The organism is Cupriavidus sp. SZY C1 (genome assembly GCF_032190535.1).
Lineage (GTDB): Bacteria > Pseudomonadota > Gammaproteobacteria > Burkholderiales > Burkholderiaceae > Cupriavidus > Cupriavidus pauculus_C.
The window spans coordinates 273,527-297,323 of sequence record NZ_JAUANU010000005.1; the positions used below are offsets into that span (position 1 = coordinate 273,527).

General features: G+C 69.7%; 15 protein-coding genes. 7 read left to right on the forward strand and 8 right to left on the reverse strand.

The genetic code is table 11. The features are described from left to right. Window position 1 precedes the first annotated feature (1 nt). Genes pelF through QTN24_RS11010 form a run of 6 tightly spaced genes read right to left on the reverse strand, consistent with a single transcriptional unit; the run spans window position 2 to window position 11,680 of the window. On the reverse strand, window positions 2-1,588 hold the full coding sequence (gene pelF / locus QTN24_RS10985; RefSeq protein WP_124685338.1) for a GT4 family glycosyltransferase PelF: 1,587 nt from the start codon (window positions 1,586-1,588) through the stop codon (window positions 2-4). After that, a complete protein-coding gene (locus QTN24_RS10990; RefSeq protein ID WP_124685339.1) occupies window positions 1,585-2,571 on the reverse strand; it encodes a tetratricopeptide repeat protein in 987 nt (328 codons plus the stop codon). Before QTN24_RS10990 ends, pelF begins: the two co-directional genes overlap by 4 nt. A 3-nt stretch (window positions 2,572-2,574) precedes the next feature. Continuing rightward, window positions 2,575-4,083 (reverse strand): PelD GGDEF domain-containing protein, encoded by a 1,509-nt coding sequence (locus QTN24_RS10995; protein ID WP_313837015.1) that lies wholly within the window; start codon window positions 4,081-4,083, stop codon window positions 2,575-2,577. A gap of 13 nt (window positions 4,084-4,096) precedes the next feature. Then, window positions 4,097-4,645, reverse strand: coding sequence for a penicillin-binding protein activator LpoB (locus QTN24_RS11000; protein WP_124686675.1), 549 nt, complete (start codon window positions 4,643-4,645; stop codon window positions 4,097-4,099). A 29-nt stretch (window positions 4,646-4,674) separates the two neighbouring features. After that, complete coding sequence (locus QTN24_RS11005; protein WP_313837017.1) at window positions 4,675-8,838, reverse strand: tetratricopeptide repeat protein; 4,164 nt, start codon at window positions 8,836-8,838, stop codon at window positions 4,675-4,677. Next, a complete protein-coding gene (locus QTN24_RS11010) occupies window positions 8,801-11,680 on the reverse strand; it encodes a bifunctional glycoside hydrolase 114/ polysaccharide deacetylase family protein (protein ID WP_313837019.1) in 2,880 nt (959 codons plus the stop codon). Before QTN24_RS11010 ends, QTN24_RS11005 begins: the two co-directional genes overlap by 38 nt. Before the next feature lie 927 nt (window positions 11,681-12,607). Between QTN24_RS11010 and QTN24_RS11015 the strand changes: the two genes are divergently transcribed. Next, window positions 12,608-12,811 (forward strand): cold-shock protein, encoded by a 204-nt coding sequence (locus QTN24_RS11015; protein ID WP_008650922.1) that lies wholly within the window; start codon window positions 12,608-12,610, stop codon window positions 12,809-12,811. A gap of 118 nt (window positions 12,812-12,929) precedes the next feature. Here the strand turns inward: QTN24_RS11015 and QTN24_RS11020 are convergent, their stop codons facing one another. Then, a complete protein-coding gene (locus QTN24_RS11020; RefSeq protein WP_313837028.1) occupies window positions 12,930-13,175 on the reverse strand; it encodes a hypothetical protein in 246 nt (81 codons plus the stop codon). A gap of 39 nt (window positions 13,176-13,214) precedes the next feature. Here QTN24_RS11020 and hpnD point away from each other — a divergent pair, with 39 nt between their 5' ends. The 6 genes from hpnD (at window position 13,215) to QTN24_RS11050 (ending at window position 20,085) form a co-directional block, all read left to right on the forward strand. Next, a complete protein-coding gene (gene hpnD, locus QTN24_RS11025; protein ID WP_313837029.1) occupies window positions 13,215-14,063 on the forward strand; it encodes a presqualene diphosphate synthase HpnD in 849 nt (282 codons plus the stop codon). Between the two features lie 126 nt (window positions 14,064-14,189). Then, window positions 14,190-16,133: a squalene--hopene cyclase gene (shc, locus tag QTN24_RS11030; protein ID WP_253700254.1), complete on the forward strand. Its 1,944-nt coding sequence runs from the start codon at window positions 14,190-14,192 to the stop codon at window positions 16,131-16,133. Then, window positions 16,130-16,822 carry a phosphorylase gene (locus QTN24_RS11035; RefSeq protein ID WP_313837032.1) on the forward strand — a complete coding sequence of 231 codons (693 nt, stop codon included), beginning with the start codon at window positions 16,130-16,132 and terminating at the stop codon, window positions 16,820-16,822. Before shc ends, QTN24_RS11035 begins: the two co-directional genes overlap by 4 nt. A 227-nt stretch (window positions 16,823-17,049) precedes the next feature. Continuing rightward, on the forward strand, window positions 17,050-18,027 hold the full coding sequence (locus QTN24_RS11040; RefSeq protein ID WP_313837034.1) for a tripartite tricarboxylate transporter substrate binding protein: 978 nt from the start codon (window positions 17,050-17,052) through the stop codon (window positions 18,025-18,027). Between the two features lie 19 nt (window positions 18,028-18,046). Beyond that, window positions 18,047-19,246, forward strand: a complete 1,200-nt coding sequence (locus QTN24_RS11045) for a CaiB/BaiF CoA transferase family protein (RefSeq protein WP_124685348.1) — start codon at window positions 18,047-18,049, stop codon at window positions 19,244-19,246. Then, entirely contained in the window at window positions 19,243-20,085 is an 843-nt protein-coding gene (locus QTN24_RS11050) for a citryl-CoA lyase (RefSeq protein ID WP_124685349.1), read from the forward strand. The genes QTN24_RS11045 and QTN24_RS11050 overlap by 4 nt, the downstream gene beginning before the upstream one ends. A 253-nt stretch (window positions 20,086-20,338) precedes the next feature. Here QTN24_RS11050 and QTN24_RS11055 read toward each other — a convergent pair whose 3' ends face one another. Then, window positions 20,339-23,794, reverse strand: a complete 3,456-nt coding sequence (locus QTN24_RS11055; RefSeq protein WP_313837038.1) for an error-prone DNA polymerase — start codon at window positions 23,792-23,794, stop codon at window positions 20,339-20,341. Window positions 23,795-23,797 lie beyond the last annotated feature (3 nt).

Consider the following 23,797-nt stretch of genomic DNA (forward strand, 5'->3'; position numbering starts at 1 on the left):
GTCAGCGTCCTCCCCCGTGCACCGGGCACTTCGCGGGGCTGGCGCCACGCTCGCGGCGCGCGCCGTCGGGCATCGCCATCAGGTCCGTATAGAGCGTGCGGTAGCTGCCCACCATCTGTTCCTGCGTGTAGTACTTCTCCACCCGCGCGATGCCCGATGCCTGGGCCGCCTGCCAGCGCTGCGGATGCTGCAGCAGCCCCAGCGCGGCGGTGGCCAGCGCGGCCGGATCGGCAATGCGCACCACGTCGCCGGCCGCGCCCAGCGCGGCGTCCTCGCCGGGCAGGCCGTAGACCAGCTCGCTGCACGAGCCCACGTCCGTCGTCACGCACGGCACGCCGGCTGCAAAGCCTTCCAGCACCACCAGCGGCAGCGCCTCGGAGATCGAGCTCAGGATCAGCACGCCCACCTTCGGCAGCAGGTCGTCGATCTTCTGGAAGCCCAGGAACCTGACCTTGTCGCCCAGCCCCAGGCTCTCGGCCAGGCTGCGGCATTCGCGCGCGTACTCGGGGTCCTCGTCCTCCGGACCGGCAATCCAGCCCTCGGCGTCGGGATACTCGCGCACCACGGTCAGCATGGCGCGGATGAAGGTCTTGATGTCCTTGATCGGCACCACGCGGCCGATCAGGCACAGCACGGGCGGCACGCCGGGCGCGCGCCTGTCGCGCAGGGCGGCCAGGCGCGGCAGGTTGATGCCGTTCGGGATATTGCGCGTGCGCTCGGCCAGCGCGCCGTCCAGCACCTGGCGGCGGCGGTTGCCCTCGTAGAGCGCGGTGATCTCGTCGCCGGCCTCGTAGCAGACCCGGCCAAGCGTCTCGAAGAACCGCACCCACAGCTCGCGGAAGTAGCTGATCTGGGAAATGTCGCGCTCGAAGATGTTCCGGTTGTCGCGGATCCACTGGCTCTGGAACAGGTCGATCTTGCGTTCCTTGGTGTAGATGCCGTGCTCGGACACCAGCAGCGGCCGGCCGTTGCGGTGGCGCAGCATCGCGCCCAGAAAGCCCGCGTAGCCGGTGGACACCGTGTGGTAGACCCTGGCCGGGATCAGCCCGTCTGCAATCCGCACAAGCTGCCACAGCGGCTTGTGCATGATGCGGATGGTCCAGAAGTAGTCGGTGAACGACGGGTCCGTGCAGAACTGGCGGTACTGGTCCGTGATGGTGTCCCAGGCGCGCTTGCTGTACAGGAACGCGTCCTCGGACAGCGCCCCGCCCTCGCGCAGTTGCGGCATCAGCTCGCGGATCAGCGCGCCGGCCTCGGCCTCGCGGCCCGGCTGGCGCAGCAGTTCGTGCAGCGCGTCGGACTTGTCGAACGCGCGCGCGTCGCCGGCCGTGCCGTGTACCAGCGGCGGCGGCGGGAAGTCGTACAGGAAATGGGTTTCCAGGTGCACCACGTTGTCGGGCAACGGGTAGGCCATGTCGCCATAGTCCTCGCGGCGGCTGCCGATGAAGACGATGCCGAAGCGGATATCGGGAAACGCGCGGATCATCTGGTTGACCCAGCTCGACACGCCCCCGCTTACATACGGGAACGTGCCTTCGAGCAGCAGCATGACGTCGGCAGACGTTCCCTTGACCAGAATTTCGCTCATGATTGCCAGTACCGCAGCAGGGGCCGCACCAGCGGGAGCGGCGAAGGACTGTCGAAAGCCGCCATCAGGCGGCGCACCGCGGCATAGTCGCGTTCCAGGTAGGCGGCCTCGGCCAGCAGCGGCAGCACGCGCTCGCGGGCAAAGCCCAGCGCCTCGGCGCGGCCGAGGAAGTCGCGGGCCTCGCCCGGCGCGTTGCGCGACAGCGCCAGCCGGCCGCGCATGTACCACAGCGCGGCATTGCCGTCGTCGATCTCCAAAGCGGCGCTGGCGTAGCGCTCCACCTGACTGGCCGTGTAGCGGTAGACGTCGCCCTGCACCAGGTTCTGGTAGATCAGTTCCCAGTACAGGTCCGCCAGCCGCTTGTTGATTTCCAGCCGGGCCTGCGGCGTGTCGGCCGCCTGCAGGCGCGGCAGTTCGGCCAGGATCTTCTGCGTCAGCTGCTTCTCGGCGCCGTCGAGCATGCCGTAGGCCAGCAGCCGGATGTCGTCGGTGCTGTCGGCCAGCAACTCGCGCAATACCGGGCTGGCCGTGCGCGTGGGCATCGACTGCATCGCCACCAGCGCGGTCATCCGTTCCGGCAGCGGCGCGCGCGTATTGCCAAGCTGCGCGCGCAGCCGGGCGCCGCCGCCGTGCGTGACACGCTGGATCAGGTGCGTGACGAACTCGGGCAGCGCGATCGACGCAATGCCGGAACTGTCACGCTGCTTCGGGAACAGCTTCGAGAACAGCAGGCTGCCCAGGCACACCAGCGCGCCGCCCAGCGGCACGAAGAAGCAGAACGCGGCCAGGTAGGCGTAGCTCCACGCAAACGGCGTGCGGAAGCGGCGCGGCAGCAGGCGCCACAGCGCCAGGCCCAGCAGCGCCGCGGCCACGGCCTGCAGGCCCAGGAACGACAGCAGCAGCGGCAGGCCCGTATCGCCCCGGAACAGCAGGTACAGGGCCGCGATCTGGATGGCGGTGCCGCCGATGGTCAGCTTGCCCATGCGTCAGCCCGCCTGCGTCTGGCCGGCGGCCGGCGCGGGGCCGGCACCGGGCGTGGCCGCCGCCACCTGGTCCGGCGCGATGCCGTCCAGATGGCAGCGATGCAGCAGCCGCACCAGCGCTTCCTCGGCGCCTGCGGCCGGCACCGGCAGCGTGTACACGCCGATGTGCGCGGTGGCGAAGTCGGTGCCGAACTGGGCGCGCAGCATGTCCTCGATCCGCACCAGGTAGGCCGACACGGCCTGGCTGTCCGACAGCGGCATCAGCGTCAGCATTGCCCGCTGATGGGCGCCGCGCGCGGGCCAGGCCACGTCCAGCGCCCGGCGGCTGCGCACCACCTGTTCGAACAGCGCGTCGCGCGCCTCGTCCAGGTCGAACACCAGCGCCACCACCGAACTCTGGATGCCGGTCTCGCGGCGCAGGCGCGACAGCCGCGCGTAGTCCAGCGCGAACGCGTACGGAATGGCCGGCGCCAGTTCCTGGATGCCGTGCGTGGCCTCGGCGTGCTCCACGCCGTCGGCGTAATAGCCCATCAGCACCATCAGGAGCTGCAGGTTTTCATAGGTCAGCGACAGGAACGGCATGCGCTCGACGACCAGCACGCCGATCAGGCGGTCGGACCCGGCCAGCACCGGCGCCACGGCCACATAGCGCGTCTCGGCGTCGTCCTGCAGGCCGGCGGTGCGCAGGTGCGCCAGTTCGCGCGTGTCGATGCAGTGGCGCACCAGCGGGTCGTTCACGTCGAGCGTGAAGCCCGGGCCGATGGCCGCCACGGCATCGGGCAGCACCGTATCGCCCTGGCAGGCATACAGCGCCGCGCCTTCCACCTGGCACGCCTGCGCCACCACCTGCAGCATCGGCTGCGCGCCGGCCAGCCGCTCGGTGCGGGCAACCCGTCCGGCGTCCTGCAGCGCCACGGCACGCAGCTGCGACAGCGTGTCGCGCAGCGTGGTCGGGCGGGCCAGCAGGTCGTTTTCCAGCCGCGCGTGCGAGATGCGCAGCAGGTAGTGGTTCTTGGTCAGCGCCGACAGCCGCTCGTCCAGGTAGCGATTGACGGCCCGGGCCCGCGCCAGGCGGGTGTTCCAGACGTCGCCGAACTGCCCGGCCACCAGCACCAGCAGCAGGCCACCCAGGAAGAACATGCGCGGAAACGCCTCGTGGTGCGCGCCCATGCCGTCGAAGAAGAACCAGCCGCCCAGCAGCATCAGCACGGCGCCCACGCCCAGCAGCGTGCCGTAGCGCAGCGCCAGGATCACCGGCAGCAGCCATGCCCACGGAAAGCCCAGTCCCAGCAGCAGCGGGTTCTGCGGCAGGACCACCCAGGCGATGGCCATCGCCGCCACCATCACGACGATCATTTCCAGCACGGCCACCGCCCCGCCTCCCGCGGGGGCCAGCCAGCGCGCATAGCGCCCGCCCAGGCTGATGCCCTGCCCCTTGCGAGCCGTCTGGCGCGTTTTTTCCGCGGTGTGTGCCACGCTTGTCACCCGTCCTTGTTTTCCACTCGATTCCATCCGGGCCGTTGCATCAGCCCTGCATCAGCGGGGCCAGCAGGCGGCGCAGCAGCTTCTGGGCCACGCCCGACAGCGACTCGCGGCTCCAGCCAGCATTGCTGCCCGTGGCCGACCACACCACCTGGCCCGAGGCCACGTCGATCAGTTGCAGCGAGATGCCCACGGCCGGCTCGCCGTCCACGCCCACCTTGTAGCGCCATTCCTGCACGGCACCGGTCAGCGCGTAGCGTGCGCGCTCGCCGCGCGCCCATTCCAGCGCCTTGCCCACCGACTCGCGCTCGGCCGGCTCGAACAGCGTTTCCGGGTTCAGCGACGCCGGGTAGCGCTTCAGGTTCGCCACGCCGCCAGTCTTCAGCAGCGATTCGGCGATGGCTTCGGCGCGCAGGCCAGCCTGCGGCGTCTCGGTGTAGTTGACGATCGGCAGCACGGCCACGGTGTCGCCGGCGGCCATCTGCGGCGCGCGGCCCACGTCGGTCACGGCGCAGCCGGCCAGCCACAGTGCCGCACCGGTGGCGGCGCACCAGGCCATCAGCCGGCCCATGCGGGTATTGGTCCTGTTCATCATAGATTCCCCTCGTTATCTGGAAACAATCAATAGAGCCAGCGGTAGCGCAGGCCGACTTCGGTCAACGGCGTGCCCGTGGTACGGGCCGCGGTGTCGTGCGAGACATACAGCGAAAGGTGGTCGTTGCCGAACACCGACCCGGCCACGCCAACCTGCCCCCGGAAGTTGTGCCCGGCGCGCGTGTCGTACAGCGCGCCGGCCTCCAGGAACGGCCGCCACTTGCGGGTGTAGTCGTCGATCAGGTCCGTGCCGAAGCCGAACAGCACGCCGGCCTGCGTGAAGCTCTGCGGCATGTAGAACGACGGGCTCGCCTCGTCGTCGCCGGCCGGCAGCAGCCGCTGCATGGCGGGCGACAGCGTGCCGCCGTTGGTGCTGTAGATGCCGCGCGTGCCCACCACGCGCACCGTGTAGTCCGGATACTGCGTGCGGATGCGGTAGCCGGCCTCGACGTCGAACACCATGCCGTGGCCCAGCGCCGTGCGGTCCTGCCCGTAGAAATGGTTGTACTGCACGCGCCCGCCCACGAACTCGCGCAGGCCCAGGCGCCACTGCGCGCCCAGTTCGGCCACGTCCTTCATGCCGCCCACGCGCAGTTGCGACGACTCGTCGGCCGGCTGGTTGTAGCCCAGCGTGCCGGTGTACTGCACGCGGCCGTCCTGGTTCCAGTTGCCGGTCAGGCGGGCCGTGGTGAAGCTCTGCAGCCCGTCGCGCCGGCCCACGCCGAGCAGCCAGTTCTTCTGGCTGTCGCGGTAGGTCAGCGCCAGTTCGGCGCGGCGGTCCGACGCGGGCACGTTGTCGATCTGCGTGCGGTCGGCCGAGCGCTGGTCGCGGAACACGCCGCGCAGGTTCAGCGCAAAGCCGTCCCACAGCCGCGCGCCGCCGGCCAGGCTGTACTCGTAGAACTCCAGCGGCTTCTGGCGCTGGAACGACGCGCGCGGCTCGATGGCCTGCGCGTTGAACAGCAGCGCGTCTTCCAGCGTCTGCTGCAGCGTGTCGTCGGTGCGGGCCAGCTCCTGCGTCTCGAACGCCTGCGTCTGCGCGGCCGACAGGCGGTCGAGCTGGCGGTTGGCCTCGATCTGGCTCGTCACGGGCACGCGGCCGGCCTGGCGCTCCAGGATGCGGTCGAGCTGGTCCATGTCGTTGCGGTCCAGCGCAATCGCGATCTCGGCATAGGCCGGGCGTTGCAACCGGCTCGCGTACTGGCGGGCCAGCCACGCGCGCGCCAGTTCGTTCGATTCCGACGACATCGCCCAGGCCAGCGCCACCTCGCGGCTGGCCGCCGAAATCTGCTCCTGGCGGCGGCCCTGCGCCTGCACCACCTCGGCCGGCGGCGCCACGTCCAGCGGCGGCAGGCCCGGCACGTCGCCCAGTTGCGACGGCGACTTCGCGTCGCCCGGCGCCTGGCGGCGCGCCGCCACTTCGGCACCGTCGCGGCGCAGCATCTCGATCACCAGGCTGCGCGAAACATCGCCCGACGCGAAGATCTGGCCCAGCGCCACCCGCTGGCGGCGCAGGTCTGCGCGCGGCGGGCCGTCCTGGCCGTCGTCCTCGTCCTCGCGCTCGGCCGCGCCGGCCCAGTTCGGGCCGCCCGGGCCCCAGGCGTGGTGGAGCTCGTTCCACGCCTGCCGGCGGATGCGCCACGCGGTGGACGTCTGGCCGATGGCCTCGTAGGCGTCGGCCGTCAGGCCCAGCCACAGCGGATCGGGATGCTTGCCCTGCTGCATCTTGGTCAGGTAGTGCAGCGCGGTGCGGCCATCCTGGAAGCGCATGGCGCCGGCGGCGTAGGCGCCCCACAGGTTCGGGTCCTGCTCGGCGCTGGGCTTCAGCCGCTGCATCACCGCGCGCACCTCGCTGTCGGTGCCGTTGTCGACCAGTGCCCACAGCAGCGCGCCAAAGGTCTCGCTGTCGGCATCGGGCTGCCCGGCCGCGCGGCGCAGGTCGGCCATCGCGCGGTCGCGGTTGCCGGTCAGGCGCCAGTATTCGGCACGCCGCATCAGGAACAGCGCCGACGATTCGGCTTCGCGCAGCTGCGCGGGCGTCAGCTCCGCCAGCAGGCCCTCGATGCGGCGGTAGGCGTGGGCGCGCGTGTAGTAGTACATCGCGGGCTGGAAGTCCTCCAGCTTGCCGCCCTTGCGCCAGCCCGCCTCGGCAATGCGGCCCGCGTCGATCGGCGAACGGTCGTAGTACTGCACCATGTTCGCGAAGTCGGCTTCCTCGGTGTCGCGCACTTCGGCAATGCAGTCATTGCGGGCCGCGCCCGGCGGCAACTGCATGCAGTGGTCGTCATGCTTTGCGGCCATCGCGAACATCATCTGGCGATAGCCTTCCTTGAGCAGGTCCTCGCGCTGGGTCAGGCGGGCCAGCTCGGTAAACGAGCGCCAGTACAACAGGTCCTGCGGGCCGGCCTGGTTGCGCGCCGGCAGCAGCGCGTCCATGGCCTCGTCCAGTCGGCCGCGCACGAACAGGATGTTGGCGCGCTTGACCGCGTAGCGGGGCCGCGCGCCAAAGCGCTTCTGCAACTGTCCGTACAGCGCGAAGGCACGGTCGTCCTTGCCCGCGCGCTCGGCCAGTTCGGCATTGCGCTCCATCACCTGGCGGCCGTTCGGGCCGTTGGCGAGCGAGTCCAGGAAGGCCATGCCTGCCTCGGGCTCGCCCAGCCGCTCGTAGGCCGCCACGACCTCGTCGATGACCTTCAGGTCGCCGCCGCCGGCACGATGGCGCAGCGCGGCCAGGTAGGCGCGGTCGTCGTTGAGCCCCGGCGCCAGCCGCAGCACGTTGTTCCATGCGCGGGCGTCGTTGGTGGCCTGCGCGTATTCGAGCCAGCTTTGCAGCGCCACCGTCGGCTGGCGGTTCCATTCGGCCACCTGTGCCAGCCGTTCGCGCCAGACCGGCTCGTTCGGCAGCTTGCGCACGGCGGTCTGCGCCACGCTCTGGGCCTGGTCGAGCTTGCCGGCCGCCAGGAACACGCGGTAGGCCAGGTCGTGGTCGTCGGCGTTGAAGGACTTGCCGGCCGCCACGGCCGCGGCCACGTCTTCCTTGGCCGCTGCCTGCGCCTCGGCCTGCGTCGGGTTGCCCGGGCCGGGACGCGGCGTGGCCTGGGCCAGCACGGCGGTCTGTTCGGCATGCACGCGGCGCACGCCGAACTGGTCCATGCGGGCGCGCAGCGCGGTGCCCTGCGGGCCATCCAGGTACACGTACTGGCGGGCCAGCCACGGTTCGCTGTCGGACACACGGCGTACGCCGGCACGCGCCTCGTCGCGGCGCAGTTCGGCCAGCGCGATCCGCGCGGCATCCGATGGCCGGCTGGCGGACAGCTTGAGCAGCCGTTCCACGTACTTCGCCGCCACGTCCGGCTTGTTGGCGGCCAGCGCCAGCCGGGTCAGGAAGCGCAGCACGTCCGGATCGTCTAGCAGCTTGCCGCCACGGCGCTCGGCTTCCGCCAGTGCCTCGTCGAGCAGGTTGCCCGACTGGAGCGTCTGCAACGCCTGCAGGAACAGCGTGCGCTGCTCGTACAGGTTCTTCGAGCGCGCCTGGGCGTCGAACAGCGCCTGTGCGGAGTCACGATAGTTGCCGCCCGCCAGCGCGATGCTGGCAAGCTGGCGGTTGTAGAAATCGGCGTTGGCCGGATCGCGCTGGCCCAGCGCGCGGAACAGCACGTTGGCCGCGTCCGCATCGCCAATCTGGCGGGCCTGCGTGGCCAGCGTCTGCAGGTCTGCCAGCGTCCAGCGGCGCATGGTGTCGGCGGCCGTGGCCTGGCGCATCAGGTCCTTCATCAGCGCCAGGCGCTCGGCGCGCTCGGGCGATTCGGGCTGGGCCGCATAGGCGCGCTGCTGCGTGATCTCGATGCGGGTGCGCAGGATATGGCCGGTCAGGTCCTGGCCGTGCACCGCCATCATCCGCTCCAGCATCTTCTCGGCGTCATCGAGGCGGCCGCTGCGCGCGTATTGCTCCGCCAGCACGCTCATGAAGCTGGTGTCGTCCGGCGCCACGCGCGACCACGCCTCCAGGTAGGCCACGGTCAGGCCATCGACCGTACGGCCCTGGCCAAGCAGGCGCTCGCGCAGCGTCTCGCGCGGGAACATCAGCGCCAGGCCCACCCCCACCATCGCGGTAAAGGTCAGAACCAGCGCCGGCGGCAACAGCCGCTCGCGCTCAGGCGCCGCAGCGGACTTCGACTTGTTGCTGGACATGGATCGGATCATTCACCGCAGGGGTATCGAAACGCAGCGTATCGTTCTCGCGCACGCCGCGGGCCGGCTTGCCGTCGATGGTCACGCTGCACTGGCCGGCGTTGGCAAGCCGGAAGAACGGCTTGTAGTAGCCGGAAAAGGCAAAGCGGGTGGAGGCGCCGTCGCGGCGCCAGTCGCGCACCAGGCCGTTGGCCTCGGGCAGTTCCGGCACGGCGCGCGTGGCGGCCGGCACGAAGCGGAAGCGCGCGTTGCCGCCGTCCAGGTGGACATAGACGCCGCCGCCCGGTGCCGGCGACGAGCCGGTCACGCCCTGCGCCGTGGCCACGTCGGGCACGCCGGCGCCAGTCCAGCGCAGGTTGCGCAGGTTGCCGTCGCCGCGCACCACCCAGGCGCCGCTGGCCGGCGCGCCGTCGGCGCCATCGCCCAGCTCGCGCGCCACGGCCATGCCCTGCCAGTCCAGCACCTTGAGCACGTAGTCGGTGGAATGCATCGGCAGCAGGTTCTGCGTCAGCACGTAGTCGTACACCTTGCGCAGCGCCTTCAGCGACGCCGCCTTGGTGCCCGCGTAGCTGTGGTAGTAGATGTTCACGGCCTTGAAGCGGTACGGCTTCTCGGTCATCTCGAAGGTTTCGATCACGCGCTCGAAGCCGTAGTACGGGCCGCGCCACAGGTTCGTGTAGACGTTCTCGTTCTGGTTGGTGGCGAACACCTGGAACGTGTTGTCGGCCTTGTGGATGCCCAGCGGCGCGATGGCCGTCCACGTGGGGTTGCTGCGCGTGATCAGCGTGTCGCCGCCGTTCATGTTCAGCACGCCGGCGGCATCGGCCAGCTTGATCGCCTCGGGCGGCGCCTGGCAGTCGCCGGGCCACAGCAGCATCTTCACCGGCTTGTTCGGCGACAGCACCTTGTTGATGTAGTCGATCGAACCGCCGATCTCGCGGTTCAGGTCCATCTTGTAGCCGGGAATGGCCAGGTGGAATTCCTCGTCGCCCTCGGTCACGCGGGCGTCGCCGCCCTGCCCGGTCACGGTGCGGCCCCATTCGAACGGGTGCGAATAGGTGTGGCTGGCCACCTCGACATACGGCTGGGCGAAGATCTTGCGCGCGATGGGCTCCAGCTCGGCGGTCAGCTTCGGGTACATGCCGGTCTTGCCCACCTCGCCCTCGATGACCGACATGGTCATCGGCAGCCGGTAGCGGTCGAAGATTTCCCGGAACAGCACCTCGCCGGAGAAGCCGCCGCCCGGGATCTCGGCCTTCGACGCAAACCCGTCGCCATCGATATGGATCGTCAGCAGCCGCCGGCCGCTTTCGGTGGTGGTGTCGGGCACGGGCATGGCCGGCAGACGCAGCGCCTCGCGCAGGAAATCGAGCGGCTGGACGATCCAGCGATCCTGGTCGCTCGACGAGTTCTGGCGAATGGCGTAGTTCTGGCGAACCGCGTACGGGCCCGTCACGTAGCCGCCCCACGGCGTGATGGCCGCCGCGTCGTAGGTCACCGCGCCAGCGCGCAGGCGCAGCAGCGAGCGCGTGCCGGCGGCGCCGTCCTGCACTTGCACAGCCACCGCGTCGGTGGCATCGGGCGCCACGGGCTGCTCGAAGCCCATCATCCTGTCCTTCGACACGATCTGCACGGGCCCGGTCAGGCGACCCTTGGCCTGCGTCAGGCCCAGGCCGCGCAGCAGCGGGCTGCTAGCCGGCATGCCAAAACCGTTCATGAACACCACGGGCACGCCCTGGGCCGTCAGCTTTTCCAGCCAGGCCTGGTAGCGGGCCGCGTTGCGCGTGAAGTAGCCGTTGGACCAGACCACCACGCCCGCGTAGCGGTCCGGCGTGATTTCGGGCGGCGCGTCGCGCGTCTCGGCAAAGTCGACGCGGTAGCCCAGGTAGTTCAGCGGCATCGACACAAAGCGCACGCCCTCGCTGTTGTCGATCGACACGCCCGGCTGGCTTTCCTGCAGCACCAGCACGCGGCGCGGCATGACCTCGATCTGGCCCACGCCCACGGTCTGCAGGCCGGAGTCCGTCACGTACGGCGTGATGCCCAGCGCGCGGATGCGGCGCGCGGTGTCGCGCCGGCAGCGCTGGTCCGCCGGCGGGCAGTAGTCGATCGAGATGACGGGCAGCTTGTACTGGTCGCGGATGATGCGGGCCTGGTTCAGCAGCCAGTCGCGGTCCTGCTGGCTGACCTCGGTATAGGCGCCCTGCGCCTGGTTCCAGCCCCGGAACAGCGATTCGAACACCACACCGTAGGCCAGCCCATGCACCTGCGGCAGGATTTCGAAACCGCGGTTGAACAGTAGCCGGGCCTCGGGGTAGCGCGCCTTGATGGCCTGGATCACGCGGACCATGCCGGCTTCCTGACGGGCGCGCTCGGCGTCGGTCTTGGCCACCAGGTGGTACGAATCCATCGTGTCCATGAAGAAGCCACGGTAGCCGCGCTCCCACAGCGGCTTGATCACGCGGTCCACATAGAACGCGGGCCAGCCGTCGGCGGCCTGGTCCACCACGCGGGCGTTCCAGGCGTCGTTGCTGCCGGTGAGCCACGCCTTGGGGATATCGGCAAAGTAGGCGCGGCTGGGCAGCACTTCGCCCAGGCTGACGTAGGCAAACCACGCGGTATTGGGGGTCTTGGCCTGGCGCGGGTCGAAGCCGCTGTCGGGCTCGACCACGGCCACGTCGAACGCCTGCAACTGGTCGACGGGCGGCTTGGCGCCATAGTGGAAGGCCACATTCGGGGCGGCGGGGGCCTGGGGAGCGGGCTGCGCCTGGGCATCGCCCGACGGCGTCAGCGCGCCGAGCAATGTCGCGCCCAGCGACGCCATGACCGCGACGGCCAGCATCGCATGGCGGCAGACGCGCGCTGCCGCACGCCGTGACCCATGGTTGCCAACCTTCTGGAAAAGCCCCCGGATAGAACGCTGCAAGTGCTTCACTGCTGTTGTCCGCTTTTTTTCGTGTTGGTATGGCCCGCGCGGCTGGCGCTGCGCGTACCGGACGGATCTTCGCCCGTTGGCCCGCGCCCCGCATTATGCCGTCGCCGCCGTATCGAACTAGCGTTTTTACTAATTCACGGCAGGTCGGATGCTAGGCCATTCGTACGACGGAGATTGTCAAAAATTGTGCCGAAAGACCGGTGACATATGCCGGACTCGGACGCATGTCACCCTGCCGGGCTTTGGCGCGGCAATGGCTTCGGTCTCGCAGCAAAATACGGCGGAAAATGCCCGGCACATGCCGGTGGCGGGCCCGCCGGCCCGTTGTGCCATGGTTTCTGGCTAAGAATGCATCGACATCCCGATTCCCCGTTCCATTCGTCTGGCGCGCCAGCTGCCACGCCGCCCCGGCGCGCTCGCCCATGGAGGGCGGCAACCGGTTCTGGTTTTGACGCGCATTGTCCCGGCATCATCCATCGGTAGCCATAGTCCATATGGAGTAGGCTCGACCGGACCGATTTGTGGCATGGCACTGGGGAAACCCCGCGTGGCGGTACGCACTGCCGATACCACAGATACCGGAATACGTGTCATACCATCCAATCCATTCCGCCTGATGTCGGACAAACGCTGAAATGATCTAGAAATCTCTAATATCTGCTGTTCGCATGCCGAAATACCGTTAGGGGCTAAGGCTGATTGACACGCGAAAAAAAACCGTCAGAATGGCTGCTCGCATGTGCACCGGCTGTAGCGTTAATGCTCCGGTTCGTAGTGGGCACCATGCTTGGTCGGGCAATCACGCTCATCTGAAATTCAAGGTTGGATAGAAATATGGAAACCGGTACCGTTAAGTGGTTCAACGACGCCAAGGGCTTCGGCTTCATCACCCCGGACGCAGGCGGCAACGACCTGTTCGCGCATTTCTCGGCGATTGAAGGCAATGGCTTCAAGTCGCTGAAGGAAGGCCAGAAGGTCCGCTACGTGAAGGCCATGGGCCAGAAGGGCGAACAGGCCACGAAGATCCAGGCCATCTGAGCCCGGATACGCCGGGCCGGTTTTCAGGCCTGGGAAGCCCCGCTTCGGCGGGGCTTTCTGCTTTTATGCGCCCGATAATGTATGGCATTGCTGACGTTTTGACCGGCCGGTCGATTAATCAGTGAAACTCATGCTGCGCCGGCATTTCGTTTGCCGGTTTTCTTATATGGACGATGGATTTGGCACGGCCGCCGTCGCCCACCCGATTCTGGTTGCCGATGTCCCCGCGCGGGCGAACCTCGGCATCCCTGCCAGCGTGGCCCACGCTGCGCTTTAAGTGCGCCATGCGCCACAAATTCGCTGGATCGGTGAAATTGCTATAATCGCCCGACTCTAAAAACCCAGAAGCCAGGCTGCCTGCCATCACAGCCGTCTGGACATCGAAAGCGTGCCGAGGAAACCTGTGGCCGGTACTGAAATTGCAACGCCCGGCGCCCCGCCCGCCGGACCCGCCGTGTCTTCCGGAAGCTCGTTCCACACCGCCATGCGCATCCTGCCGCCGTCGCAGCGGCAGGCCATGTTCGAGATCTATGCGTTTTGCCGCGCCGTGGACGACATTGCCGACGGCGATACCCAGCACGCCGACCGCCTGGCCGCGCTGGAAGACTGGCGCCGCGACATTGCCGCCTGCTACGCCGGCAACGCGCCCGCCGCGCTGCACGCGCTCGACGCGCAGATCCGCACGTTTCACCTTCAGCAGCAGGATTTCGAGGCCGTCATCGACGGCATGATCATGGACGTCGTGGCGACGATCGTCGCGCCCGACGCCGCCACGCTGGACCTGTACTGCGACCGCGTGGCCAGCGCCGTCGGCCGCCTGGCCGTGCGCGTGTTCGGGCTGGACGAGGCGCCCGGCATCGAGCTGGCCCACCACCTGGGCCGCGCGCTGCAACTGACCAACATCCTGCGCGACCTGGACGAGGACGCCGACATCGGCCGGCTCTACCTGCCCGCCGAATCACTGGCCGCCGCCGGCATTCCGCCGGGCACGCCGCACCAGATCATCGCCCACCCGGCCATCGACACGGTCTGCCGGGGCGTGGCCCGCGACGCGCAGGCGCACTACGACGCCGCCGCCGCCGTCATGGCGCGCTGCCCGTCGCGCGTGGTGCGCTCGCCGCGCATCATGTACGAGGTCTATCACGAGATCCTGACCCGCCTGCTGGCCCGTGGCTGGCGCGCGCCGCGTACGCGGGTGCGCGTGTCCAAGGCCCGGCTTGCCTGGATCGTGCTGCGGCATGCCATTGCCTGAACGTTGTTTGGATGCCGATGCGCGTGGCCCCGGCCGCGCCGTGGCCAAGAGAGAAGTGCCCCCGAATCGATGAACCAGGCTGCAACGATCACCCGCCCGCATGCAGACGCGCCGAGCCGGCGCGCCATGGCTGCGTCCCTGCCCGATCCGCTCGACGACGGCATCGCCAAGGCCGTGGATGCGCTGCTGGCCCAGCAGCGCGACGACGGCCACTGGGTCTACGAGCTGGAAGCCGACGCCACCATCCCGGCCGAATACATCCTGATGGTGCACTACCTGGGCGAGACGCCCGACGCGGTGCTGGAGGGCAAGATCGCCAACTACCTGCGCCGCATCCAGGGTGCCGATGGCGGCTGGCCGCTGTTCCACGCCGGCGCGTCGGACGTCAGCGCCAGCGTCAAGGCGTACTTCGCGCTGAAGATGGCCGGCGACGACCCCGAGGCCGCGCACATGCGCCGCGCCCGGGCCCGCATCCACGCCATGGGCGGCGCCGAGCAGAGCAACGTCTTCACGCGCACGCTGCTGGCGCTGTACGGCGTGATGCCGTGGCAGGCCGTGCCGATGATGCCCGTGGAGATCATGCTGCTGCCCGAGTGGTTTCCGTTCCATCTGTCGAAGGTCTCGTACTGGGCGCGCACGGTCGTCGTGCCGCTGCTGGTGCTGAACAGCCTGCGTCCGCAGGCGCGCAACCCGCGCAACGTGGGCATCGACGAACTGTTCGTGCGGCCGTGCCAGGCCACCCGGCTGCCGCGCCGGGCGCCGCACCAGAGCCCGCTCTGGGTGGGCGTGTTCCGCGCGCTGGACGCCGTGGTGCGCGTGGCCGAGCCGCTGTTCCCGCGCCGCATGCGCGACCGCGCCATCGCCCGCGCCCGCGCGTTCACCGTCGAGCGCCTGAACGGCGAGGACGGCCTGGGCGCCATCTTCCCGGCCATGGTCAACGCGGTGATGATGTTCGACGTGCTGGGCGTGCCGCCCGACGACCCGGACCGCGCCATCGCGCGCAAGTCGATCGACAAGCTGCTGGTGATCCGCGACGACGAGGCGTACTGCCAGCCCTGCCTGTCGCCGGTCTGGGACACCGCGCTGGCCGCCCATGCGCTGCTGGAAGTGGGCGAACCGCGCGCCATCGCCGCCGCGTCGCGCGGACTGGACTGGCTGGTGCCGCTGCAGGAGCTGGAGTTGCGTGGCGACTGGACGGTGCGCCGCCCCGACGTGCGGCCCGGCGGCTGGGCGTTCCAGTACAACAACGCGCACTACCCCGACGTGGACGATACCGCCGTGGTGGCCGCCGCGATGGACCGCGCCGAGCGCGGCGACTGCTCCAACCGCTACACGCCCGCCATCGCGCGCGCCTGCGAGTGGGTCATCGGCATGCAGAGCAGCAACGGCGGCTGGGGCGCGTTCGAGCCGGAGAACACGCATCTCTACCTGAACAACATCCCGTTCGCCGATCACGGCGCGCTGCTGGACCCGCCCACCGCCGACGTGTCGGCGCGCTGCCTGGCCATGCTGTGCCAGTTGGGCCAGATGCCGGCCAGCAGCGAACCGGCGGCGCGCGCGCTGCGCTACCTGCTGGACGAACAGGAGGCCGACGGGAGCTGGTTCGGCCGCTGGGGCACGAACTATATCTATGGCACGTGGAGCGCGCTGTGCGGGCTCAACGCCGCCGGCATCGGCACCGACGCGCCAGAGATGCAGCGCGCCGCGCAATGGCTGGCATCGATCCAGAACGCCGACGGCGGCTGGGGCGAATCCGGCGACAGCTACAAGCTGGACTACCACGGCTACGAGCCGGCGCCGAGCACGGCATCGCAGACCGCCTGGGCCATGCTGGGCATGATGGCGGCCGGCGCCGGCGATCATCCGGCCGTGGCGCGCGGCGTGGAATACCTGCTGCGCACCCAGGCCGGCGACGGGTTCTGGGACGAGCCGCATTTCACGGCCGTGGGCTTTCCGCGCGTGTTCTACCTGCGCTACCACGGCTACGCCCGCTTCTTCCCGCTCTGGGCGCTCGCGCGCTTCCGCAACCTGCTGCGCGAGGGTAACCGCGCCGTGGCATGGGGGCTATGAGTTCCGCGGCGCCGCTGGCGCCCGTGCTGGCGGTCTGCGGCATGGATTTCGAGGCGCGCATCGCGCAGGGGCCAGGCGTGCAGACGCTGTACGGCCAGCGCGGCGTGATGCTGGCACGCGCGCTGGACATCCGCCTGATGCAGGGCTGTGCGGGGGTAATCAGCGTGGGCGTGGCCGGCGGGCTCGATCCCACGCTGACGCCGGGCACCGTGATCGTGGCGACGGCCGTGCGCAGCGGCGAGGCGTCGTACAGCACCGCGCCCTACTGGACCGCCGCGCTGCGCCGCGCGCTGCCGCACGCGGTGTCCGGGCTGCTGGCCGGGTCCGACACGCCCGTGCTGACCGTGGCCGACAAGACGGCCCTGCATGAAGCCCACGGGGCGCTGGCCGTCGACATGGAATCGCACGTGGCCGCCCGCGCGGCCCAGGCCCACGGCATTCCCTTCGCCGCGCTGCGCGTGGTGCTGGATCCCGCCGACCGCGCCGTACCGCCGCTGGCCTTTGCCGGCATGGCCGCCGACGGCAGCACCGACGTGCGCGCCGTGATGCTCGGCCTGCTCAAGGCCCCGCACCAGCTCGGCGGCCTGCTGCGGCTGGGGCGCGATGCCTCGCAAGCCAAGGCCGCCCTGACCGAAGCCTGCCGCGCCACCGGCGCGGGCTTCGCCCTGCCGGCAGTGGTTGCCGCCTGAGGCGGCGTTTTCCCGTTCCCCTTCCTGAAAGAACCCTCGCACAGCGTGGCGAGGGCCGCCCTGCCACGTCCCGGCAAGGCGCGACTACGCGTGCCAGACCTACGCCGCGAATCCTGCCGCTCGCCCCCCGCCTTGACAGCCCCACCCATCCCTCCTATTCTCCCGTTCATTCTTTCTTTAAGACCCACGTTCTATCTTATAGAACAATAGAACACACGGAGACACGCATGACCCTGCGCCGCACCTTCCTGCAATCGCTGCTTGCCCTGGCCGTCGCGCCGGCCCTGATGACCGGCGCCTTGGCCGCCGATGCCTACCCGGCCCAGCCGATCCGCCTGGTCGTGCCGTTCCCGCCGGCCGGCGGCACCGACGTGCTGTCGCGGCTTGTGTTCAACAAGGTCAGCACGTCCACGCGCTGGACCGTGGTAGTGGAAAACCGCGCCGGGGCCGGCGGCAACATCGGGCTGGACCTCGTGGCCAAGGCGAAGAACGACGGCTACACGGTCGGCATGGGCCAGACCGCCAACCTGGCGATCAACCCCACGCTCTATCCCAAGATGCCGTACGACGCGGTGAAGGACTTCACGCCCATCGCGCTGGTGGCGTCGCAGCCGGTGGTGCTGATCGTGCGCCAGGACGCCCCCTACAAGACCCTGGCCGACCTGGTGGCCGCCGCCAAGGGCAAGCAGTTGTCGATGGCATCGGCCGGCACCGGCACGGTAGGCCACCTGACCGGCGAGATGTTCCAGCGCCGCGCCGGCATCAAGGCGCTGCACGTGCCGTACAAGGGCGCGTCGCCCGCGCTGACCGACCTGATGGGCGGCCAGACCGACTTCTACTTCGCCACGCCGCCCATCGCCATGCCGATGCTGAAGGCCGGCAAGCTGCGCGCGCTGGCCGTGACGTCGGCCCACCGCGTGGCGCTGCTGCCCAACGTGCCGACCGTGGCCGAGCAGGGCTACGCCGGCTTCCAGGCCGAGGACTGGAAGGCGCTGGTGGCGCCGGCCGGCACGCCGGCCGACGTGGTGGCCCGGCTCAATACCGAGGTCAACAAGGCGCTGAAGGACAAGGAAACGATCGCCCGCCTGCACGACGAAGGCAGCGAGCCGCGCGGCGGCTCGCCGGCCGAGCTGGCCGCCTTCATCAAGAGCGAGAACACCCGCTGGGGCGCGATCGTCAAGGAATCGGGCGCACGCGCCGAATAATCATCCGGGCAGGAACCCTATGCACAAGCCGCTACGCAACATCCGCGTGCTCGACCTCACCAACGTGCTGGCGGGGCCGTTCTGCTGCCATCAGCTCGCCCACATGGGCGCCGAGGTCATCAAGGTGGAAACGCCGGGCACCGGCGACCTCGCGCGCCAGCTTGGCGCCGATGCCGAACTCAACCGCAACCTGATGGGCGTGTCGTTCCTGGCGCAGAACCCGGGCAAGCGCTCCATCACGATCAACCTCAAGCACGCGCGCGGCAAGGAAGTGTTCCGCAAGCTCGTGCAGGGCGCCGACGTGGTGGTCGAGAACTTCCGCCCCGGCGTGATGACGCGGCTCGGGCTCGGCTACGACGCGCTGAAGCTGGAGAACCCGCGCCTGATCTACTGCGCGATCTCGGGCTTCGGCCAGGACGGCCCGCTGTCTGACCTGCCCGCCTACGACCAGATCATCCAGGGCATGTCCGGCGTGATGAGCATCACCGGCGACGCAGCCAGCGCGCCGCTGCGCGTGGGGTATCCGGTGTCGGACACCATCGGCGGCATGACGGCCGCGTTCGCCATCGCCGCGTCGCTGGCAGACCGGGACCGCACCGAGGGCTATTTCCTGGACGTGTCGATGCTGGAAGCCACCATGGCGACGATGGGATGGGTGGTGTCCAACCACCTGATCGCCGGCAAGAACCCGGTGCCGATGGGCAACGAGAACATGACCGCCAGCCCGTCCGGCACGTTCCGCACTGGCGACGGCCCGCTCAACATCGCCGCCAACAAGCAGGAACAGTTCGAGGCCGTGTGCCGCGTGGTGGGCCGCCCCGATCTGGCCACCGACGCGCGCTTTGCCGAGCGCCAGGCGCGGCTGGCCAACCGCGCCGCGCTGACCGCCGAGCTGGAAGCGGCGCTGGCGGGCAAGTCGGCCACCGAGTGGTGGCAGTTGCTGAACGCGGCCGGCGTGCCGGCCGGGCCGGTCATGCAGGTGCCCGACGTGCTGGCGCATCCGCAGGTGCGCGATCGCGGCATGATCGGCGACTTTGCCGACGTGCCCGGCGTGGGCCGCGACATCCGCGTGGTCCGCACCGGCTTCAAGGTCAACGGCACGGCGCCCGCGGTGGACACGCCGCCGCCGCAACTGGGCCAGCACACCGACGACATCCTCGGCGAACTCGGCTACGACGCCGACGCCATCGCCACACTGAAACAGGAGCGCGCGCTATGAGCGAGACTTTCCCGATGGACGCGGGCCGGCAGGCGTCGCAGGACTGGTGGCGTACGTCGATCATCGACATGAAGCCGGGCGAGATCCGCTACCGGGGCTATCCGATCGAGCAGCTGATCGGCAACGTGTCGTTCGCGCAGATGATCTGGCTGATGCTGCGCGGCGATCTGCCGGAGAAACGCGCCGGCGACCTGCTGGACGCGGCGCTGATGGCGGCCGTGGACCACGGCCCGCAGGCGCCAAGCATCGCCATCGCGCGCATGGCCGCGACGTGCGGGGTGGGCCTGAACAACGCGATGGCGTCGGCCGTCAATGTGCTGGGCGACGTGCACGGCGGCGCCGGCGAGCAGGCCGTGGAGCTGTACCAGGACATCGCGCGGCGCCAGGACGCCGGCGAATCGCCCGACGCGGCCGTGGCCGCCGGCCTGGCCCACTATCGAGACCTGCACGGCAAGTTCGTCTCCGGCTTCGGCCACCGCTTCCACCCGCTCGACCCACGCGCGCCACGGCTGCTGGCGCTGGTGGACGACGCCGCGCGCGACGGCGTGGTATCGGGCCGGTACGCCGCCATCGCCCGCGCCGTCGAACGCCACCTGAGCCAGGGCCGCGACAAGCCGATCCCGATGAACATCGACGGCGCCACCGCCGTCATCTACGCCGAACTGGGCTTCCCGGCCCCGCTGGCCCGCGGCCTGTTCTGCCTCTCGCGCTCGGTGGGCATCCTGTCTCACGCCTGGGAACAAACCCAGCAAGGCGGCCGCAACAAGGGCCCGATCCCACGCCAGTTCCTGTGGACCTACGACGGACAGCCACAGCGGGATGTGCCAGGGGCAGCGTAGATCGGTGTAGCCGTGGTGCCGCTGGTTTTCGCTCCCCTAGGCATTCGCCAGCGGCATTTTTCACTCCCCTCGACAATCGCCAGCGACGTTTTTTCTCCCCTCTCCCGCCTGCGGGAGAGGGGTTGGGGGAGAGGGCCAGCGGCTCAAGTTGCGACGTCGATCGGCAAGCAGACACTCAACGCCCTCTGCCCCGACCCCTCTCCCACTTTGAGAAAACCAGCGGCATTACATCCGCCAGCGGCGTTCCTCGCCCCTAATGAAAATCCCGGCTTCCCACCATCAGCCGGCCCAGCAGCGGGCTCAGGTCGACGAGTTCGTCGGCGACCAGGTGGCGGACTTCGCCCTGGCGTTGCCAGGTGCCGATCACGCCGAGCAGGGTGGCGCCGAGGACTTCCTTGCGCTGGCGTTCCACCAGGCCGGGCCAGATGATCACGTTGATGGCGCCGGTCTCGTCCTCGATGGACGTGAAGATCGTGCCGCTGGCCGTGGAGGGACGCTGGCGGACCGTGACGATGCCGCACGCGCGCACGCGGCGGCCGTTGCCGAGCCGGGACAACTGCTGCGCGGTCACGTACCGCAGCGCAGCCAGGCGGCGCCGCAGCAGCGTCAGCGGGTGGCACTTCAGTGACAGCCCCAGGCTCGCATAGTCGGCCGCCACGTCCTCGCCAATCTTCGGTTCGGGCAGCGCCAGCGCCAGTTCCTGCGGCGGCGCCTCGTGCAGCAGGTCGCGGTGCGCGCTCTGCACGGCGGCGCCGCGTGCGTGCCAGCGGGCCTGATGCCGATGGCCGGCCAGCGACACCAGTGCGTCGGCGGCGGCCAGTACGTCGATGTCGTGCGCGTCCAGCGCCGCGCGGTGCGCCAGGTCTTCCACGCTGTCGAAGGGCCGCGCGGCGCGCGCCGCCTCGATGCGCAGCGCGGCCGCCTCACGCATGCCCTTCACGCGGTTCATGCCCAGCCGCACGTCGCGATGGCGCTGCCCGGTGCGGCGCGGCTCCAGCGTGCTTTCCCAGCCGCTGATGGTGACGTCCACCGGCTGCGTCGCCACGCCATGGCGGCGCCCGTCCTGCACGAGCTGGGACGGCGAGTAGAACCCCATCGGCTGGCTGTTGAGCAGCGCGCACAGGAACGCGTCGGGGTAGTGGCACTTGATCCATGCGCTGACGTAGACCAGCTTGGCAAAGCTGGCCGCGTGGCTTTCCGGAAAGCCGTACTCGCCAAAGCCCTCGATCTGCTTGCAGATGGCCAGCGCGAAGGGCTCGGGGTAGCCGCGCGACGTCAGCGCGCGCACCAGCGCGTCCTGGTGCTTCTTGAGATCGCCGCGCCGCCGCCATGCCGCCATCGACCGCCGCAGCTGGTCCGCCTGGCCCGGCGTGAAGCCGCCCGCCTCGATGGCAAGCTGCATCACCTGTTCCTGGAAGATCGGCACGCCCAGCGTGCGGCCCAGCACGCGGCGGATCACGTCGTTGAAGTAGGTCGGCATCTTGCCGGTGCGGCGCAGGTCCTCGCGCCGCTTCAGGTACGGGTGCACCATGCCGCCCTGGATGGGCCCGGGCCGCACGATGGCCACCTCCACCACCAGGTCGTAGTACTGGCGCGGCTGCAGGCGCGGCAGCATCGACTGCTGGGCGCGCGATTCGATCTGGAACACGCCGATCGTATCGGCCTTGCAGATCATCTCGTAGGTGGCGTCGTCGGTCTCGGGCAGGTCCTCCATGCGCGTGGGCAGGCCCGCGCGCTCCGGCTCGGGGTTCGGGATCATCGCCAGCGCGCGCCGGATGGCGGTCAGCATGCCCAGCGCCAGCACGTCCACCTTGAGCAGCCCCAGGGACTCCAGGTCGTCCTTATCCCACTGGATCACGCTGCGGTCCTTCATCGCCGCGTTCTCGATAGGCACCAGCCGCGACAGCTTGTGCCGCGCGATCACGAACCCGCCCACGTGCTGCGACAGATGGCGCGGAAAACCGCGAAGCTGCTCGGTCAGGCTGGCCCACTGCCGCACGGCTGGCGAATCGGGGTCCAGCCCGTAGCGCGAGATCCGCTCGATGAACGCGGTGCCGCCGTCCCACCACGCCTGGCCCTTCACCACCTGCTCCACCACGCTCGGGTCGATGCCCAGCGCGCGCCCCACGTCGCGCAGCGCGCTGCGCGAGCGGTACGTGATCAGCGACGCGGCCAGCGCGGCGCGGTGGCGGCCGTACTTGTCGTAGATGTACTGGATGACCTCCTCGCGCCGCTGGTGTTCGAAGTCGACGTCGATGTCGGGCGGCTCGTCGCGCTCGCGCGACAGAAAGCGGCCGAACAGCAGGTTGGCCTGCTCGGGGCTGACCTCGGTGATATGCAGGCAGTAGCAGACCAGCGAGTTGGCGGCCGAGCCCCGGCCCTGGCACAGGATGCCGCGCTCCCGCGCGAAGCGGACGATGTCGTGCACGGTCAGGAAGAACGGCTCGTAGTGCTTCTCCTCGATCAGCGCAAGCTCGCCTTCCAACTGGGTCTCCCAGTCAGGCTCCATGCCGTGCGGAAAGCGTTCGGCAATGCCCTTCTTCACTTCCTGGCGCAGGTAGCCGATGGGCGTCAGGCCGGCCGGCACCAGTTCCTCCGGATACTCGTAGCGCAGCGCGTCGAGCGAGAAGCGGCATTGCGCGGCGATCTTCAGCGTCTGCGCCAGCGCGTCGCGCGGGTACAGCCGCGACAGCACCTGCCGCATGCGCAGGTGCGCCTCGGCGTTCGGCGCCAGCGCCATGCCGCACTGCGGCAGCGGCTGGCCGAGCCGGATGGCGGTCAGCACGTCGGCCAGCGGCTTGCGCGAGCGCACGTGCATGTTGACCGCGCCGGCCGCCACCAGCGGCACGCCGGTATCCCGCGAGACGTCCTGCAGCCGCGTGCGGTGCAGCGCATCGGCATGGCCCTGCAGCAGTTCCAGCGCGATCCACGCACGCGCGCCGAACACCTCGCGGCACCACTGCGCCTGCGCGCGCAGCACGTCGGCATCGGCGCAGTAGCCGGGCAGCAGGATGGCCAGGCAGTCGGGCATGCCGCGCAGGTGGTGTTCGTCGGGCTGGGGATCGGCGATGTCGGACGGATACAGCAGGTAGCTGCCTTTTTCCGCGCGGCGGCGGCCGAGCGTGATGAACTCGCTGAGATTGCCGAAGCCGTCGCGGTTGCACGCCAGCAGCACCAGGCGCGGCGCCGGCATGGCGTCGCCGGGCGCGGCGGTCAACGTGAAGCGGCTGCCGATGACCAGGTTGAAGGCGTCGGCCGCGGCCGCCAGCGTTTCCAGCATCGCGTGGCGGCGCTCGGCGGCGGCGTGGTCGTCGGCGGGGCCGGCCGTGGCCTCGCCATCCTCGCCGTCCTCGTCGCCTGCCGCGGCGTGGCCGGCATCCGGGTCGTCGTCGTCCTCGTCGACGAACACCACGATGTCGTCCACGTCGTCGGCCTCGCCGGCGGCCTGCCCGGCCGACAGCCGCCGCGCGCTGCGCGCCACCGCTTCCCACATGTCCTCGCGCAGCACCTTGATGGCGTGGTGCGCGCGGGCCGTGCCGGCCACCGAGCACTCGTCGGTCAGCGCCAGCCCGCTGTAGCCCAGCTGGAACGCGCGGGCGATCAGCTCCTGCGGGTGCGACGCGCCGTCCAGGAACGTGAAGTTCGAAATGCAATGCAGCTCGACGTAGTCGGGCAGCGACGGCAGCAGGGAAGACAGTCCGGGCAGCATGGT

What these genes read in the sequence shown, in the direction of transcription:
- QTN24_RS11000 (WP_124686675.1), bottom strand. Translation starts at nt 4,645, where the DNA reads ATGAACAGGACCAATACCCGCATGGGCCGGCTGATGGCCTGGTGCGCC.
- QTN24_RS11040 (WP_313837034.1), top strand. Translation starts at nt 17,050, where the DNA reads ATGACCCTGCGCCGCACCTTCCTGCAATCGCTGCTTGCCCTGGCCGTC.
- QTN24_RS11010 (WP_313837019.1), bottom strand. Translation starts at nt 11,680, where the DNA reads ATGCTGGCCGTCGCGGTCATGGCGTCGCTGGGCGCGACATTGCTCGGC.
- shc (WP_253700254.1), top strand. Translation starts at nt 14,190, where the DNA reads ATGGCTGCGTCCCTGCCCGATCCGCTCGACGACGGCATCGCCAAGGCC.
- pelF (WP_124685338.1), bottom strand. Translation starts at nt 1,588, where the DNA reads ATGAGCGAAATTCTGGTCAAGGGAACGTCTGCCGACGTCATGCTGCTG.
- QTN24_RS11035 (WP_313837032.1), top strand. Translation starts at nt 16,130, where the DNA reads ATGAGTTCCGCGGCGCCGCTGGCGCCCGTGCTGGCGGTCTGCGGCATG.
- QTN24_RS11055 (WP_313837038.1), bottom strand. Translation starts at nt 23,794, where the DNA reads ATGCTGCCCGGACTGTCTTCCCTGCTGCCGTCGCTGCCCGACTACGTC.
- QTN24_RS11015 (WP_008650922.1), top strand. Translation starts at nt 12,608, where the DNA reads ATGGAAACCGGTACCGTTAAGTGGTTCAACGACGCCAAGGGCTTCGGC.
- QTN24_RS10995 (WP_313837015.1), bottom strand. Translation starts at nt 4,083, where the DNA reads ATGGAATCGAGTGGAAAACAAGGACGGGTGACAAGCGTGGCACACACC.
- QTN24_RS11020 (WP_313837028.1), bottom strand. Translation starts at nt 13,175, where the DNA reads ATGGCAGGCAGCCTGGCTTCTGGGTTTTTAGAGTCGGGCGATTATAGC.
- QTN24_RS10990 (WP_124685339.1), bottom strand. Translation starts at nt 2,571, where the DNA reads ATGGGCAAGCTGACCATCGGCGGCACCGCCATCCAGATCGCGGCCCTG.
- QTN24_RS11005 (WP_313837017.1), bottom strand. Translation starts at nt 8,838, where the DNA reads ATGTCCAGCAACAAGTCGAAGTCCGCTGCGGCGCCTGAGCGCGAGCGG.
- QTN24_RS11045 (WP_124685348.1), top strand. Translation starts at nt 18,047, where the DNA reads ATGCACAAGCCGCTACGCAACATCCGCGTGCTCGACCTCACCAACGTG.
- QTN24_RS11050 (WP_124685349.1), top strand. Translation starts at nt 19,243, where the DNA reads ATGAGCGAGACTTTCCCGATGGACGCGGGCCGGCAGGCGTCGCAGGAC.